12 protein-coding genes are annotated in these 16,199 nt (G+C 72.9%); 3 read left to right on the plus strand and 9 right to left on the minus strand.

Going from position 1 to position 16,199, the window contains the following annotated elements; translation table 11 throughout:
• The first annotated feature begins 27 nt into the window (after positions 1-27).
• The 3 genes from IH80_RS0116685 (at position 28) to IH80_RS39420 (ending at position 4,904) form a co-directional block, all read left to right on the plus strand.
• Positions 28-2,223, plus strand: coding sequence for a penicillin acylase family protein (locus tag IH80_RS0116685; RefSeq protein WP_420708794.1), 2,196 nt, complete (start codon positions 28-30; stop codon positions 2,221-2,223).
• Complete coding sequence (locus IH80_RS0116690) at positions 2,220-2,831, plus strand: GNAT family N-acetyltransferase (RefSeq protein ID WP_030961275.1); 612 nt, start codon at positions 2,220-2,222, stop codon at positions 2,829-2,831. The genes IH80_RS0116685 and IH80_RS0116690 overlap by 4 nt, the downstream gene beginning before the upstream one ends.
• 183 nt (positions 2,832-3,014) lie before the next feature.
• Positions 3,015-4,904 (plus strand): protein kinase domain-containing protein, encoded by a 1,890-nt coding sequence (locus IH80_RS39420; protein ID WP_037880196.1) that lies wholly within the window; start codon positions 3,015-3,017, stop codon positions 4,902-4,904.
• On the opposite strand, the gene IH80_RS0116700 is transcribed toward IH80_RS39420, so the two are convergent.
• The 9 genes from IH80_RS0116700 to IH80_RS0116740 all read right to left on the minus strand — a co-directional run bounded on the left by IH80_RS0116700 (position 4,894) and on the right by IH80_RS0116740 (position 15,967).
• Positions 4,894-5,433, minus strand: a complete 540-nt coding sequence (locus tag IH80_RS0116700; RefSeq protein ID WP_030961277.1) for a hypothetical protein — start codon at positions 5,431-5,433, stop codon at positions 4,894-4,896. The genes IH80_RS39420 and IH80_RS0116700 overlap by 11 nt on opposite strands.
• 116 nt (positions 5,434-5,549) lie before the next feature.
• Complete coding sequence (gene gatB / locus IH80_RS0116705) at positions 5,550-7,064, minus strand: Asp-tRNA(Asn)/Glu-tRNA(Gln) amidotransferase subunit GatB (protein ID WP_030961278.1); 1,515 nt, start codon at positions 7,062-7,064, stop codon at positions 5,550-5,552.
• A gap of 16 nt (positions 7,065-7,080) precedes the next feature.
• On the minus strand, positions 7,081-7,326 hold the full coding sequence (locus IH80_RS0116710) for a hypothetical protein (protein WP_030961279.1): 246 nt from the start codon (positions 7,324-7,326) through the stop codon (positions 7,081-7,083).
• Positions 7,323-8,816 (minus strand): Asp-tRNA(Asn)/Glu-tRNA(Gln) amidotransferase subunit GatA, encoded by a 1,494-nt coding sequence (gene gatA, locus IH80_RS0116715; protein WP_030961281.1) that lies wholly within the window; start codon positions 8,814-8,816, stop codon positions 7,323-7,325. The genes IH80_RS0116710 and gatA overlap by 4 nt, the downstream gene beginning before the upstream one ends.
• A gap of 5 nt (positions 8,817-8,821) precedes the next feature.
• Positions 8,822-9,118, minus strand: coding sequence for an Asp-tRNA(Asn)/Glu-tRNA(Gln) amidotransferase subunit GatC (gene gatC / locus IH80_RS0116720; RefSeq protein ID WP_030030671.1), 297 nt, complete (start codon positions 9,116-9,118; stop codon positions 8,822-8,824).
• 381 nt (positions 9,119-9,499) lie between these two features.
• Positions 9,500-11,680, minus strand: coding sequence for a bifunctional diguanylate cyclase/phosphodiesterase (locus tag IH80_RS0116725; protein ID WP_234432265.1), 2,181 nt, complete (start codon positions 11,678-11,680; stop codon positions 9,500-9,502).
• Between the two features lie 386 nt (positions 11,681-12,066).
• The gene (ligA, locus tag IH80_RS0116730) at positions 12,067-14,268 is read right to left on the minus strand and encodes an NAD-dependent DNA ligase LigA (RefSeq protein WP_030961284.1); all 2,202 of its coding nucleotides are present in this window, start codon (positions 14,266-14,268) and stop codon (positions 12,067-12,069) included.
• Between the two features lie 29 nt (positions 14,269-14,297).
• Positions 14,298-15,281, minus strand: coding sequence for a methionine synthase (locus IH80_RS0116735; protein WP_030961285.1), 984 nt, complete (start codon positions 15,279-15,281; stop codon positions 14,298-14,300).
• Positions 15,278-15,967, minus strand: a complete 690-nt coding sequence (locus IH80_RS0116740) for an SDR family oxidoreductase (protein WP_030961287.1) — start codon at positions 15,965-15,967, stop codon at positions 15,278-15,280. The genes IH80_RS0116735 and IH80_RS0116740 overlap by 4 nt, the downstream gene beginning before the upstream one ends.
• Positions 15,968-16,199: the final 232 nt, after the last annotated feature.

The following is a 16,199-nucleotide window of genomic DNA, read 5'->3' on the forward strand; positions in this document are numbered from 1 at the left end:
TGCGCCATCGGGGAGAGTGTGAGCAGCGTGAGCAGCAGTGTGAGCAGCCAGAGCGACCCGGCGTCGGACGCGGGCGCCCGGGGCAGGCCCTCCGGGCAGACCCCGGAATCCTACGACGTCTTCCGCGACCCCTGGGGCATCCCCCACCTGCGCGCATCGGGCGAACTCGCGCTCGCCCACGCCCAGGGCCGGGTCACCGCCCACGACCGCGCCTGGCAGCTGGAGGTGGAACGGCACCGCGCCGAGGGCTCCAGCGCCTCCTTCCTCGGCCCGGACTCCGTCACCTGGGACCGCTTCGCCCGCCAGAGCCGCCTCGCCGACACCGCCCGCCTCTGCTTCGCGGCCATGGAGACCGACGACCCCGCGACCGCCGCCTGGGTGCGCTCGTACGTGGACGGCGTCAACGAGGGCCTGGCCGCCGGTGCCGCCCGCGACGAGCGCTTCGCCCGCACCGGCCTCGCCCCCTCGCCCTGGGAACCGTGGGTGCCGCTGGCGATCTGGATCGCCACGCACATCCTCTTCGCGGGCTTCCCCACCAAGCTGTGGCGCGAGCGCGTGGCCCGCGCCCTGGGCGACGACGCGCTCACCCTCTTCGCCACCGACGGTCCCCGCATCGCCGGCAGCAACGGCTGGATGGTGCCCGGCGACCGCACCACCACCGGCGCGGCGATCATCGCGGGCGACCCGCACCGCTTCATCGAGGACCCGGGCGTCTACCAGCAGATCCGCCTGTCCTGTCCGGACTACGACGTCCTGGGCCTCGCCGTCCCCGGCGTCCCCGGCCTCGCCCACTTCGGGCACACCGGCAGCGCCGCCTGGGCCATCACCAACGCCATGTCCGACTACCAGGACCTGTACGTAGAGCAGTTGCGCCGCGGCGACGGCTGCGTCGTCGAGGCCCTCGGCCCGGACGGGGTCTGGGAGCCCGTCGCACGCCACACGGAGACCATCGCCGTAGCGGGCGGCGACGACGTCGAGGTGGAGATCCTGGAGACCGCCCGCGGCCCGGTGGTCGTGCACGCGCCCGGCGACCCCGGTGCGGACGCGGACGTCGCCGATGCCGACGCCGCGAGCCGCGCCGACGGCAGCACGCAGACCCTCTCCCTGCGCTACCCGCCCCGCGTCCGGCGCGATCTCGGCTTCGCCGTCCTGCCCGCCCTGCTGCGGGCCCGGACCGTCGCCGACATCGACCGCGCCCTCGACGGCTGGGCCGAGCCGGTCAACGTCGTCCACGCCGCCGACACCGAGGGCGGCCTGCTGCACCGCGTCGCGGGCGCCGTTCCGCTGCGCCACCCCGCCAACCGGCTGCGCCCCGTGCCCGCGTGGGACCCGGAGCACGCCTGGCAGGGCTGGGCACCGACCCCGGCCGAGCCCGTGCAGGGCTTCGCCGTGATGGCGAACGCGCGCGGCATCGCCTCCCCGCTGGGCGTGGAGTTCGCGCCCCCGCACCGCGCCGACCGCATCCGCGAGCTGCTCAGCGGCTCCGCGGACTGGTCGCCGAAGGCGATGGCCGACGTGCACCGCGACACCCACCTGGCCTCGGCCGAGCCGCTGCTCGCCCTGCTGCCCGGCTTCGACGGGCTGACCCCGGCCGCACGGGAGCTGCGCACCCGGCTGCTGGCCTGGGACCGGCGCATGGAGGCGGACAGCACCGACGCCACCGTCTTCTCGGCCTTCCGGACCGCGACCGTACGCCGCTTCGCCGCCGATCCCGTCTTCGCGGACCTGGCGGGGGCGCCCTCCGGACCTGCGGTGTTCCACCCCTGGCTGTACCTGGTGCCCAAGATCGGTTACGCGCTCGAAGGCCTGCTCACCACGTCCCTCGTGCCGGAGCTGGACCGCGCGGCGCACGTCCGGGCCGCCCTGGAGGAGACCGCCGCGGCGGGCTCCCCCGACACCCCGTGGTCGGAGGTCCACCGCCTGGCCCCCTGGCAGGCGGTACCCGACCCCGACGCCCCCGAGTGGCCCGGCCTCGGCGGCGACCACGACTGCGTGAACGCCACCTCGTCCGTACCCGGTTTCACCGACGTCACCGCCCGTGCGTCGGCGGCCCGCTACGTATGGGACCTGGCCCGCCGCGAGGACAGCCTCTGGGCGGTCCCGCTGGGCGCGGACGGCGTCACCGGCAGCCCCCATCACCGCGACCAGCTGCCCCTGTGGGCGCGCTGCGAACTCGTTCCCGTCGTCACCGACTGGGCCCGGCTGACCGAGGAGTCGGTATGACCGCCGCAGCCGCCGCCCGGCAGCCCGTCCACACCCACCTCGTGGAGGGCTTCGGCACCGTCACCGTCACCCCGGTCGATCCGGCCGCCGACGCCGGCCTGATCCACAGCTGGGTCACGCAGGAGCGGGCCCGCTTCTGGGGCATGGGCGGGGCCGGCCTGGAACTGGTCCGGGAGATCTACGAGGACATCGACCGCCGCACCACTCACCACGCCTTCCTCGTGGCCCTGGAGGACGAGCCGGTCGCGCTCTTCCAGACGTACGACTGCGAAGCGGACCGGGTGTGCGAGTGCTACGACGCCCGTCCGGGCGACGTCGGCGTGCACCTGCTGATCGGCCCCTGCGAGGGCGACCCCCGGCCCGGCTTCACCGGGGGCCTCCTGGCGGCCTTCCTCTCCTTCGTGTTCTCCGACCCGGCCACCCGGCGCGTGGTCGCCGAGCCGGACGCGCGCAACACCAAGGCCATCGCGCGGCTGGAACGCACCGGGTTCGTGCTCGGCCCCGAGGTGGTGCTGCCGGAGATCGACCTGCCCGAGGTCCACCTCCCGGCCAAGCTGGCCCGCCTCGTCTTCCTCGACGCACCGGCGCCGCCCGCGGGAAGCCGCTGACCTGCGCCGCCCACCGGCGGGGCGTTCGGCGAACGGAGGCTGCCCGGTGGGCGGTTCCGCGAGCCGGGCGCCCCGGCGACGGCGAACACCTGGACGGTCACGGCAAACGATCGTTCCGATTGACCGGGTGATTCCGGTCACGAAAGACTGATGGTCACTCACCAACCCGCCGCTGGGGGGACATTGACCAGCCAGATTCTGCACATCGGGCCGGACGCGGCAGCGGACCGCTACCGCCTGCTCAGGTCGATCGGGCGCGGCGGGGAGGCCGTGCTCTACCTCGCCGAGATCGAGCTCGCCGGCGGGTCGGAGCCCGTCGTCGTCAAGGTGCTCGACTCCAAGACGACCATCACGCCAGAGGTCTTCGACCGCATCAGCCAGAAGTGGAACGAGCAGGCGGAACTGCTGAGATTCGTCCACCGGCCCGGCGTCGTGGGGGTGCGCGAGCACTTCGAGGGGCCGCCGATCCACCGGCCCGGGGAATCGTCCACCCTGACCGGCCGGGCGCTCGTCCTGGTCATGAACCACATCGACGGGCTCGACCTGCGGGACTGGCGGGCCGAACGGACGCTCGCCACCGCCGCCGAGCGGCGCGAGGTCATGCGGACCCTGGAGCAGCTGGCCGAGGTGCTGGACTGGCTGCACTCGGGGAAGGCCACGCCCTCGGGGCGCCAGGTCGTCCACGGCGACCTCTCCCCCGGCAATGTGATGGTCGACGCGCACGGGCAGGCCACGCTGGTGGACTTCGGCCTCAGCAAGCTGACCGCCGATCACCAGACGGCCGAGGTCTGGTTCACCCCCGGCTACGCGGCGCCCGAGGTGTTCGAGGGCAAGCGGACACCGGGCACCGACCGGTACGCCTTCGGGGCGATCGCGTACTTCCTGCTCAGCGGGGAGTCGCCGCCCGCCTCCCCGCAGCAGCTGGCGCGGGCGATGGCCGAACTGCCGCAGATCGCGGTGCTGGACGCCGAACAGCGGGCCCGGATCACCGACCTCTACGCGGAGGAACCCTCCCGGCGGCCGGTGAACCTGGCCGGGTGGATGAAGGACGTACGCCGCGCCGTGGTGTCCACCGCCACCTCCACGACGTCGCAGCGGTCCGCCCTCCAGGACTCCCCGCCGAAGCCGACGGCGCCTCCGCCGCCCGTGGTGCCGCCCCAGCCCGCCGCGCCGCCGGCCCGGCCCGCCGAGGCCGCGCCCCAGCCGCCGCCGTACGTGACGACCGCCCCGGCGACTGCGCCCGACCCGGCGCCGACGGCACCGGCCGTGCCGGCCCCGCCGCTCGCCACGCCGCCGTCCACCGTGCCCGACACGGTTCCCGACGCGGTCCCCGCCGGCTACGGCCCGGCGGCGTACCACGCGAGCCCGGGCCCTGCGGGGAGCGCTCCGGAGCCCGCGCCCCCGGGCAGGGCGAAGAGGAAGCGGACCGCGGTGGTCCTGGGCTCGGCGGCCACCGTGGCGGTACTGGCCGTGCTCGCGGTGCTCGGCGTACGGCTCCTCGGGAACAAGGGCGGACCGGACGCCGCCAAGGACGGCAAGGCCGGCGGGGACACCACCCCGGCGGCCACGGCCCCCGCGTCACCGGCCCCTTCGGAGCAGGCGGCCACGGACGGGGCCACGCCCGGGGCCTCCCCGACACCGGCGGCGTCCTCCTCGGGCGCCCACGCCCCGGGGGCGGTCAAGGACAGCAACGTCGCCGACCTGACCGTGCTGGCCTCCGTGGGCGACGTGGACAACTTCGAGGTCGGCTCGGCCAAGCTGAACACCACGGAGTACGGGGCGGCGCTGCTCGGCAGCTGCTACTACGGTGCGGCCATCGAGTACGACGTCAACAGGGCTTGGTCCACACTGGAGTTCACCGCCGGGATCGACGACGGGTCGACCGTGGAACAGGCGCGGCTGACCATCTCGGTGGACGACAAACCGGCGACCTTCTCCGAACTGGTCCACCTGGGCAAGCCCGTCACCAAGTCCCTGGACATCAAGGGTGCCCTGCGCCTGCGCATCAAGGTGGAACAGGGGTGCAAGGACCGCGGCAACGCCGTCCTCGCGGCCCCCGTGCTCAAGCGCTGACGGAGCCGGTCCCGTCCGACACCCCGAGGTCGGCCCGCATGGCCGCACGCATCTCCCGGAGCAGTGCCCAGATCTCCTGCTGGGCCCCGGAGACCGCGGCCATCGTCTCGCCCTCCTCGGGGGCGCCCCGTTCCAGGCGCTTGACCTGGCCGTAGACCACGCTCAGGGCGTCGTTGACGGCGCTCGCAGGCCCGAGCACCGCATCCGGGGCGATCATCTGCGCCTCGGAGTAGCGGTCGCGCTGGGCGTCCTTCGCCGCGTCGAGCGCCTCCCGGTCCGCTTCCTCGACCGTACGCTCGCGCATGACGTGGAGGTGACGGTTGAGGGCGGTGGTGAACTGCCGGGCGTCCCGGTTGAGGTCCGCGTAGCAGGACCGCCGCAGCGTCAGGTAGTCGCGGATCTCCTCGTGACCGCGCAGGAGTTCCAGCTCCCTGCGTTTCGCGCGCTCCACGCCGCGCTGGGTGAGGAGCGCCCCACCCAGGGTGCCCGCCACGCCCACGGCCGCAATGACCATCGCCCCGATCTCCACCCGCAACTCCCCCGCCCTTCGGCCGACTTGATCGTCCAGTGTGCAGGAGACGACCGAGGCCCCGCACCAACGGGTGCGGGGCCTCGGGGTGTTCGGGCCGTCAGGGGCCGAAGGGCTCAGCCCTCGGAAACGCCCAGGCGCTCCAGGATGAGCTCCTTGACGCGCGCCGCGTCGGCCTGGCCGCGGGTGGTCTTCATGACCGCGCCGACCAGGGCTCCGACCGCGGCGATCTTGCCGCCGCGGATCTTGTCGGCGATGGCGGCGTTGCCCGTGATGGCCTCGTCGACGGCCGCGCCGAGCGCGCCCTCGTCCGAGACGACCTTCAGGCCGCGCTTCTCGACGACCTCGTCCGGGGTGCCCTCGCCGGCGAGGACGCCCTCGATGACCTGACGGGCCAGCTTGTCGTTCAGGTCGCCCGCCGCGACCAGGGCCGCGACCCGGGCCACCTGCGCCGGGGTGATCGGCAGCTCGTCGACGACGACGCCCTGCTCGTTGGCGTTGCGGGCCAGCTCGCCCATCCACCACTTGCGGGCGGCGGCCGGGTCGGCGCCCTCCTCGATGGTGGCGACGATGGAGTCCACCGCGCCCGCGTTGAGGATCGACTGCATGTCGTGCTCGCTGACGCCCCACTCCTCGCGGAGGCGGTTGCGGCGCACGCGCGGCATCTCGGGCAGACCGGTGCGCAGCTCCTCGACCCACTCACGGGCCGGCGCCACGGGCACCAGGTCGGGCTCCGGGAAGTACCGGTAGTCCTCGGCGTTGTCCTTGATGCGGCCGGCCGTGGTGGAGCCGTCCTCCTCGTGGAAGTGCCGGGTCTCCTGCACGATCGAGCCACCGGAGGACAGCACGGCCGCGTGCCGCTGGATCTCGAAGCGCGCGGCGCGCTCGACGGAACGCAGCGAGTTGACGTTCTTGGTCTCCGAGCGGGTGCCGAATTCCTTCGTCCCGTTGGGACGCAGCGACAGGTTCACGTCGCAGCGCATCTGGCCCTTGTCCATGCGGGCCTCGGAGACGCCGAGCGCCTTGATGACCTCGCGCAGCTCGGCCACGTACGCCTTGGCGACCTCGGGGGCCCGCTCGCCCGCGCCCTCGATCGGCTTGGTGACGATCTCGATGAGCGGGATGCCGGCACGGTTGTAGTCCAGCAGGGAGTGGGACGCGCCGTGGATACGGCCGGTGGCGCCGCCGACGTGCAGCGACTTGCCGGTGTCCTCCTCCATGTGGGCGCGCTCGATCTCCACGCGGAAGATCTCGCCGTCCTCCAGCTGGACGTCCAGGTAGCCATTGAAGGCGATGGGCTCGTCGTACTGGGAGGTCTGGAAGTTCTTCGGCATGTCCGGATAGAAGTAGTTCTTCCGGGCGAAGCGGCACCACTCGGCGATCTCGCAGTTCAGCGCGAGACCGATCTTGATGGCGGACTCGACGCCGATCGCGTTGACGACCGGGAGGGATCCGGGCAGGCCGAGGCAGGTCGGGCAGGTCTGCGAGTTGGGCTCGCCGCCGAGCTCGGTGGAGCAGCCGCAGAACATCTTGGTCCTGGTGCCGAGCTCGACATGGACCTCGAGGCCCATGACGGGGTCGTACGACGCCAGGGCGTCCTCGTACGACAGCAGTTCGGTGAAGGTGGTCACGGTGAAACTTTCCCTCTCAGCCCAGCAGGACGTCGTCGTCGCCCAGGCGCTTGAGCTCGCGGTACAGGATCGCGAGGCCGGTGACGATGGCGGCGGCGGACACGGCGGCGTCGACCAGCTTCAGCATGTCGTTCTCGCTGCGGGCCTTCTTGACCTGCTTGATCACGCTGATGGCGCCGAAGGCGGTGGTGCCGATCGACAGGTAGGTGCCGGTCTTGGACTTCTTGAAGCCCTTGGCCTTGGACAGTGCACTGGTGCTCACAGCGACGGTGCCTCCTCGAGCAGCGGGTGACCCCAGCGCGCGACGAAGGCGGCCTCGACGGCCGCGCCGACCTTGTACAGCCGGTCGTCCTTCATGGCGGGGGCGATGATCTGCAGCCCGACCGGGAGGCCGTCCTCCGGTGCCAGGCCGCAGGGGAGCGACATGGCGGAGTTGCCGGCCAGGTTGGTCGGGATGGTGCACAGGTCCGCGAGGTACATGGCGAGCGGGTCGTCGGTGCGCTCGCCGATGGGGAAGGCGGTGGTCGGGGTCGTCGGGGAGACGATCACGTCGACCTGCTCGAAGGACTTCTCGAAGTCCTTCGAGATGAGGGTGCGGACCTTCTGGGCGGAGCCGTAGTACGCGTCGTAGTAGCCGGAGCTGAGCGCGTACGTACCGAGGATGACGCGGCGCTTGACCTCGTCGCCGAAGCCGGCTTCGCGGGTCAGGGCGGTGACGTCCTCGGCGGACTTGGTGCCGTCGTCGCCGACGCGCAGGCCGTAGCGCATGGCGTCGAAACGGGCCAGGTTCGAGGAGCACTCGGAGGGTGCGATCAGGTAGTACGCGGCCATCGCGAGGTCGAAGGACGGGCAGTCCAGCTCGACGATCTCGGCGCCGAGCTCCTTGAGGAGCTCCACCGACTCGTTGAAGCGCTGGACGACGCCGGCCTGGTAGCCCTCGCCTGCGAACTGCTTGACGACACCGACGCGCATGCCGGCGACCGACCCGTTGCGGGCGGCCTCGACGACCGGCGGGACCGGGGCGTCGATGGAGGTGGAGTCGAGCGGGTCGTGCCCGGCGATCACCTCGTGCAGGAGGGCCGCGTCCAGGACCGTACGGGCGCAGGGACCGCCCTGGTCGAGGGAGGAGGAGAAGGCGACCATGCCGTAGCGGGAGACGCCGCCGTAGGTGGGCTTCACGCCGACGGTGCCGGTGACGGCTGCGGGCTGGCGGATGGAGCCGCCGGTGTCGGTGCCGATGGCGAGCGGGGCCTGGAACGCGGCGAGGGCCGCGGCGGAGCCGCCGCCGGAGCCGCCGGGGATCCGGGTGAGGTCCCAGGGGTTGCCGGTCGGGCCGTAGGCGCTGTTCTCGGTGGAGGACCCCATGGCGAACTCGTCCATGTTGGTCTTGCCGAGGATGACGACGTCGGCTTCCTTGAGCTTGCGCGTCAGGGTGGCGTCGTAGGGGGGGATCCAGCCTTCGAGGATCTTCGAACCGACGGTGGTCGGGATCCCGACCGTGGTGAAGATGTCCTTGAGGGCGAGGGGCACGCCGGCCAGCGGGCCGAGCTTCTCGCCGGCCGCGCGCTTGGCGTCGACGGCGCGGGCCTGGGCGAGCGCGCCCTCGCGGTCCACGTGCAGGAAGGCGTGGACCTTCTCGTCGGTGGCGTCGATGCGGGCCAGGTGGGCCTCGGTCACCTCGACGGCCGTGAGCTCGCCGGAGGCGATCTTCTCGGCGGTCTCGGCGGCCGTGAGCTTGATGATGTCGACCATGGCTGTTAGTCCTCCCCCAGGATCTGCGGCACCTTGAAACGCTGCTGCTCCTGGGCGGGAGCACCGGAGAGCGCCTGCTCGGGGGTGAGCGACGGACGGACCTCGTCCGCGCGCATGACGTTCGTCAGCGGCAGCGGGTGGGAGGTCGGCGGGACGTCTTGGTCGGCGACCTCGGAGACACGGGCGACCGCGCCGATGATGTCGTCGAGCTGTCCGGCGAAGTGATCCAGCTCGTTGCTGGACAGCTCAAGGCGCGCCAGCCGTGCGAGGTGGACGACCTCCTCGCGCGTAATGCCAGGCATGCAGCGATCCTCTGGGGGTGGGTGGATGTTTCGTTTCGGACCCAATCCTATGGGTCCGGGCGCTCGGCCTGCGAAACGGTTTGGCCCGGGCCGCCGTGCGGGTCCGGGCGGGGGCCCGCCGTACGGGGTGCGTCCGCTGCTCCGCCGGACCGGCGCCCCGATCACCGGCGCCGCTCACCGACCGGGGCTCCGCCCCGGACCCGGCGGCTCGAACCCCGGCGGGGCCGGCAGGCGGAGGGCGCTGCCGGCCCTGTCGAGCCCTGCCGGCGCTCGAGCCCTGCCGGCGTTCGAGGCGCGGGCCGGCGTTCGAGCCCTGCCGGCCCTGTCGAGCCCTGCCGGCGCTCGAGCCCTGCCGGCGTTCGAGGCGCGGGCCGGCGGCGGTCAGACCGCGTCGGCCTCGGCCGCCGCCAGCTCCGCCGTGATGTCCGCCGGGCGGCGCCAGCCGCGCTCGCCGCGGGCCAGCAGCCAGGCGGTGGCCTCCTGCGGCGGCATCGCGGCGGCCACCAGCCACCCCTGCACGGCGTCGCAGCCCAGGTCCCGCAGCCGCTCCCAGGTCTCGTCGTCCTCGACGCCCTCGGCCACGACGAGCAGGCCGAGCGAGTGCGCGAGGTCCACGGTGCACCGGACGATCTCCGCGTCCTGCGTGTCGACCGCGAGCCGGCCCACGAACGAGCGGTCGATCTTCAGCTCGCTGACCGGCAGGCGGCGCAGGTGGACGAGGGAGGAGTAGCCGGTGCCGAAGTCGTCCAGGGACATCTTCACGCCGTGCCCGGTGAGGCCGGCCATGGTGTCCGCCGCCCGCTGGGGGTCCTCCAGCAGGACGTGTTCCGTTATCTCCAGCTGCAGGCCGCTCGCCGGGACCCCGTGGCGGGCCAGTCGCGCGGCCACCGCTCCGGCGAAGCCGGGGGTGTGGACGTCGCGCGGTGAGACGTTGACGGCGACGGGGACCTTCAGGCCCTGGGCGCGCCAGCGGGCCACCTGGGCCAGGGCGGTCTCCAGCACGTACTCGGTCAGGTGCGGCATCAGCCCGGAGGTCTCGGCGATGGCGATGAACTCGTCCGGGGGGACCCGCCCGCGCTCCGGGTGGACCCATCGGACCAGCGCCTCGAGACCTGCGACCTGTCCGTCGAAGCGGACCTTCGGCTGGTAGTGGAGTTCCACCTCGCCGGCGTCGAGGGCCCTGCGCAGGTCGCCGAGGAGCCCCAGGCGGTCGGGCGTGTTGCTGTCGCGCTTGGACTCGTACACCTCCACGCCCGTACGGTCCCGCTTGGCCTGGTACATCGCCACGTCCGCGCGCCTCAGCAGCCCCTCCGCGTCCAGTGCGTGGTCGGGGAAGACGGCGAGGCCGGCGCTGGCCTCCAGGACGAGCGTGAGTCCGTCCAGGTCGAGCGGGGAGCTGAGTGCCGCGACCAGGTGGCGGGCGACGCGCTGGGCGCTGGTGGTGGAGTCGGCGACGGGGAGCAGTACGGCGAACTCGTCACCGCCCAGGCGCGCGGCCTCGGCCTCCTCGGGCAGGGCCTGGCGCAGCCGGTCGGCGATCTGCAGGAGCAGCCGGTCGCCGGCCAGGTGCCCGAGCGTGTCGTTGACGGCCCGGAAGCGGTCCAGGTCGATGAGCACGAGCGCCGACCGGGTGCCCAAACGTTCAGCCTCGTCCAGGGCGGACCAGGCCCGTTCCAGCAGCCACTGCCGGTTCGGCAGGCCGGTCAGCGGGTCCCGCAGCTGCTCCTCGGCGCGTGCCCGGGCGATCCAGAGGGTGGAGTCCAGTGCGATCAGGGGTACGGCGAAGAGCGGCAGCAGCACCGGCTGGGTGACCGCGACCACGCAGATGAGGGGGGCGATGCCGAGCAGCGCGACCGCCACTAAGGCCTGTCGGAGCAGGGCGGTCCGGGCGACGGTGGGCAGCCCGCCGCCGCGCGGCGCGAGCGCGATCCAGAGCAGGAGCCGGGTGGCGAGCAGGTAGGTGACGGCGACGAGGACGACCTCGGGTACGGCGTCCAGCCCCCAGCCGGTGGGCAGCCAGGGCGTCTCGACGGTGGGTGTCTCGCCGAAGGCGGCGAGCACGAGGGCGCCGGCCCCGATGCCGAGGATGTCGACGGAGCCGTGGAGCAGTCCTTGGCGCCAGCGGTGCCGGCGCGCGGCCCCGACCAGGGAGACCACGGCCAGCGAGACCAGTCCGGCGGGCACCCAGCCGTAGAGGATGAGCACGCCGAGGGTGAGCGCGGCGCCCGATCCGGTGCCGCCCCACCAGCGGTCCCGGCCGAGGGCGACCAGGTGGCCGACGATGATGCCGGTGAGGAGGGCCAGCGCCCAGCCGACGGGCCCGCCGGGGAACAGTGCGTGACGGTCGCTCAGGGCGGACGCGATGCCGGTGGTGAGCACCACGACCGCGAGACCCACGACGAGGAAGGGCAGCACGCCGCGCCGCCCCTGCCCGCCCTCACCGGTGTCGACCGGTCGGGTCTCCGGTGTCCTGGCACCCAGGACACCGAGCCTGCCCGCCCGCATGGACGGGATGTCCCCGCCGAATTCAGGTGACGGGTCGGCGCTTTCGGTGGGTTTCATGCCCGTACCTCTCACAGCCGGCGATGCCGATGTCACGCGATGGCCCCGATGTCGTGCCACCACGGCCGGACATCGCATCCTGCAGCCGCGCACGACAGGCGCACCCCTCAACAGTAGGACGCGGGAGGCTCCCAGGGGCAGCGGTCGGCAGTGGTTGCCCGAATGCGCCCCAGCCATCCTCATCAGTACGGTATCCGCCGAACGGGTGAGTTTGGACCGGGGCCCCCTGCCACCAGTCCGATGATCCGACAGGTCATCGCCCTGCGACCAGCCTTGTACCGGCCGTTTACCACCGTCCGCCGCGCCTGGCGTGCGCCCGCCCGTACAGCCGCACGCCACGCATCCGTTCGCCTTCGCTACTCCCCTTCGGGGATCGCCCCCTCGGTCTACTCGCCTTCGGCCGCGCCGTCCACCGGAAGCGCGGCCTGGCGCGCCGCGTCCGGGCCCTGCTCCAGCAGCACGGCGAAACCGGCGTCGTCGAGGATGGACAGCTTCAACTGGACGGCCTTGTCGTACTTCGAGCCGGGGTTGTCGCCGACCACGACGAAGGAGGTCTTCTTGGAGACGGATCCGGTCACCTTGGCGCCGCGGCTCTGCAGGGCCTCCTTGGCGCCGTCCCGGGTGTGGTTCTGCAAAGTGCCGGTGACGACCACGGTCAGTCCCTCCAGGGGCCGCGGTCCCTCCTCCTCGGCGGAACCTTCCTCCTCCATCCGCACCCCGGCCTCCCGCCACTTGCGCAGGATCTCCCGGTGCCAGTCGACCGCGAACCACTCCTTGAGGGAGGCCGCGATGATCGCCCCGACCCCGTCGGTGGCGGTCAGCTGCTCCTCGGTCGCCGCCTCGATGGCCGCGATGGACCGGAACTCGCGGGCGAGGGCCTCGGCCGCGACCGGTCCGACATGGCGGATGGACAGGCCGTTGATGATGCGGGCGAGCGGCCGCTCCTTGGCGGCCGCGATGTTCTCCAGCATCGCCAGGGCGTTCTTCTTCGGCTCGCCCTTCTGGTTGGCGAAGACCGTGACGATCTTCTCCTGGCCCGTCTTCGGGTCGCGCTTGGGCAGTCCGCTGTCCTGGTCCAGGACGTACGCCTTGATGGGCAGCAGCTGCTCGATGGTCAGGTCGAAGAGGTCGCCCTCGTCGAGCAGGGGCGGTTCGGCCGGCTCCAGCGGCCCGGTCAGCGCGGCCGCCGCGACCATGCCGAAGTTCTCGATGTCCAGGGACTGCCGTCCGGCCAGGTAGAAGAGCCGCTCGCGCAACTGGGCGGGGCAGGTTTGACCGTTGGGGCAGCGGACGTCGATGTCCCCCTCCTTCATGGGCCGCAGCGCGGTCCCGCAGGCGGGGCATTCGGCCGGCATCTCGAACTCCCGCTCGGTGCCGTCGCGCAGGTCGACGACCGGGCCGAGGATCTCGGGGATGACGTCACCGGCCTTGCGCAGGACCACAGTGTCCCCGATGAGCACGCCCTTGGCCTTGACGACCTCCTGGTTGTGCAGGGTCGCGAACTCGACCTCGGAACCGGCCACGGTGACCGGCTCCACCTGGGCGTACGGGGTCACGCGCCCGGTACGGCCGACGCCGACCTTGATGTCGATCAGCTTGGTGTTGACCTCTTCGGGCGCGTACTTCCAGGCGATGGCCCAGCGCGGGGCGCGGGCGGTGGAGCCGAGGCGGCCCTGGAGGGCGATCTCGTCGAGCTTGACGACCACGCCGTCGATCTCGTGCTCCACGGAGTGGCGGTTCTCGCCGAACTCCGTGATGAACTCCCGGACCTCCGCGAGCGAGGAGACCACCTTGTTGTGCCGGGCGGTGGGCAGGCCCCACTCGCGCAGCAGCTCGTACGCCTGCGACTGGCGCTCGATCTCGAAGCCCTCGCGGGCGCCGATGCCGTGGACGACCATGTGCAGCGGGCGGCTCGCGGTGACCTTCGGGTCCTTCTGGCGCAGCGAACCGGCCGCGGCGTTGCGCGGGTTGGCGAAGGGCTTGCCCTCGGCCTCGACGAGTCTCGCGTTGAGCTCCTCGAACTTCTCCATCGGGAAGTAGACCTCGCCGCGGATCTCGACGAGCGCCGGGATCCGGTCGCCCGAGAGACGGTCCGGGATCTCGGCGATGGTGCGGACGTTGGGCGTGATGTCCTCACCGGTGCGGCCGTCGCCGCGGGTGGCCGCCCGGGTGAGGCGGCCGTTCTCGTAGGTGAGGTTGACGGCGAGACCGTCAACCTTCAGCTCGCACAGGTAGTGGTACGAGGAGGTGCCCGTGTCCCGGGCCACCCGCTCGGCCCAGGCGGACAGTTCCTCGTCGTCGAAGGCGTTGTCGAGGGAGAGCATGCGCTCGCGGTGCTCGACGGAGGCGAAGTCCGTCTCGTACGCCCCGGCCACCTTCTGGGTGGGCGAGTCGGGCGTGCGCAGCTCCGGGTACTGCTCCTCCAGCGCCTCCAGCGAACGCAGCAGCTGGTCGAACTCGGCGTCGCTGACGACCGGCTGGTCGTTCACGTAGTACCGGAAGCGGTGCTCCTCGACCTGCTCGGCCAGCAGCTGGTGCTGTTCGCGCACCGCCGCCGGTACTGCCGTGTCCTGCTGTTCGGCTGCCATGCCGTGTCCTCCCGTGGCCCGTCCGACCGTCACTCAGGGTTGTCGGCGAGCGACCTCGCCGCTCTGACGCAATGCGCCTGCACCGCGCGGGCGTAGGCGGGCGAGGCACCCGCGAGACCGCACGAGGGGGTGACCACGACGGACTCCGCGAGAGTCCCCGGGGCCAGCCCCAGCCTGCGCCAGAGCTTCCTGACACCCATGACGCTACCGCCCGGGTCCGACAACGGGCCGTCGGTACCCGGCACCACTCCGGCGAACAGCTTCGTGCCGCCTTCGACGGCCTCTCCGACGGCGTCGTCCTCGCGCTCCGTGAGCAGGGAGAAATCGAACGACACTCCTGTGGCGCCGGCCCGCCGCAGCAGGCCGAAGGGGACCTCGGGCGCGCAGGAGTGGACGATCACCTCGCCGTCGTGGACGGCGAACAGGTCGCGCAGCGCGCCCTCGACGACCTGCCGGTCCACGGCGCGGTAGGTGCGGTAGCCGCTGGCGGAGCGGACCCGGCCGAGCAGCACGGCGGTCAGGGACGGCTCGTCGAGCTGGAGCACGACGTCGGCGCCGGGGATCCGCTTGCGCACGTCGGCCAGGTGCTCGCGCAGGCCCTCGGCGAGCGATCCGGCCAGGTCCCGGCAGGCGCCGGCGTCCTGCAGCATCGCCTCGCCGCCGTGCAGCTCCAGGGCCGCGGCCAGCGTCCACGGCCCGACCGCCTGGACCTTGAGCCTGCCGGTGTAGCCCTGGGTGAACTCCTCCAGGGCGTCCAGGTCCTCGCCCAGCCAGGACCGGGCCCGGCGGGTGTCGCGCCCGGGCCGGTCGCTGATCCGCCAGCCGCTGGGCTCCACGTGCGCGTACATGTCGACGAGCAGCCCGGTCGAGCGGCCGATCATGTCCGCGCCGGGCCCGCGGGCCGGCAGCTCGGGCAGGTACGGGAAGTCCTCGAAGGAGCCGGTCGCCGTCCTGGCGGCCTCGCGGGCGTCACCGCCGGGCAGCGAGCCGACGCCCGTCGCGCCTGCGCTCATCGGCCCGGCCTGACGGACAGGTCGTTGACCTCGGCGTCGCGGGGCAGGTCGACGGCCATGACGATCGTGGTCGCCACCGACTCGGGGTCGATCCAGGCGGCGGGGTCGTACTCCTTGCCCTCCTGGGAATGCACCTTGGCCTGCATGGGGCTGGCGGTGCGGCCCGGGTAGACGGAGGTGACGCGGACGCCGTTGGCCCGCTCCTCGGCGCGCAGCGAGTCCGCGAGGGCCTTCAGGCCGTGCTTGGAGGCGGCGTACGCGCTCCAGTCGGCGTGGGCGTTGAGGCCGGCGCCGGAGTTCACGAAGACGACGGTGGCCTTGGAGGCGCGCAGGGTGGGCAGCAGCAGCCGGGTGACCTCGGCGGGGGCGACGAGGTTCACGTTCAGCTGCTGGTGCCAGGTCTTGGGGCGCAGCTCGCCGACCGGTCCGAGGTCCACGATCCCGGCGATGTGCAGGAGCGAGTCGATGCGCTCGGGGATCGCCTGCTTGGAGAAGGCCCAGGAGAGCCGGTCGGGGTCGGCGAGGTCGCCCACGAGGACCCGGGAGCCGGGGTAGCGCTCGACGAGCTGCTTGCCGCGGGCGGCGTCGCGGGCCAGGAGGACGAGGTCGTCGCCGCGGGCGTGCAGGCGGGTCGCGACGGCGGCGCCGATGCCGGAACCGGCGCCGGTGATCAGGTGAGTAGGCATGGAGCCCATGCTCGCAGGTCCCGCAGGCCGCGGCGGGCGAAGCCCCGCTGCCGCCCCAGGCCGCGGCGGGCGAAGCCCCGCTGCCGCCGCCGCCTGCCCCGGTGCTCCGCCGCGAGCGGCTCACCCGCCCCACCGGCCCGGTACGCCTCCTGGACCACCGTGCGGGCGGCCGCGCCGTGGAGCGGTGCGCGGCTCGGTCCCCGGGCCGCGATCCCGGTGGCTCAGCCCGCCT

Source organism: Streptomyces sp. NRRL S-378, from assembly GCF_000720645.1.
GTDB lineage: Bacteria > Actinomycetota > Actinomycetes > Streptomycetales > Streptomycetaceae > Streptomyces.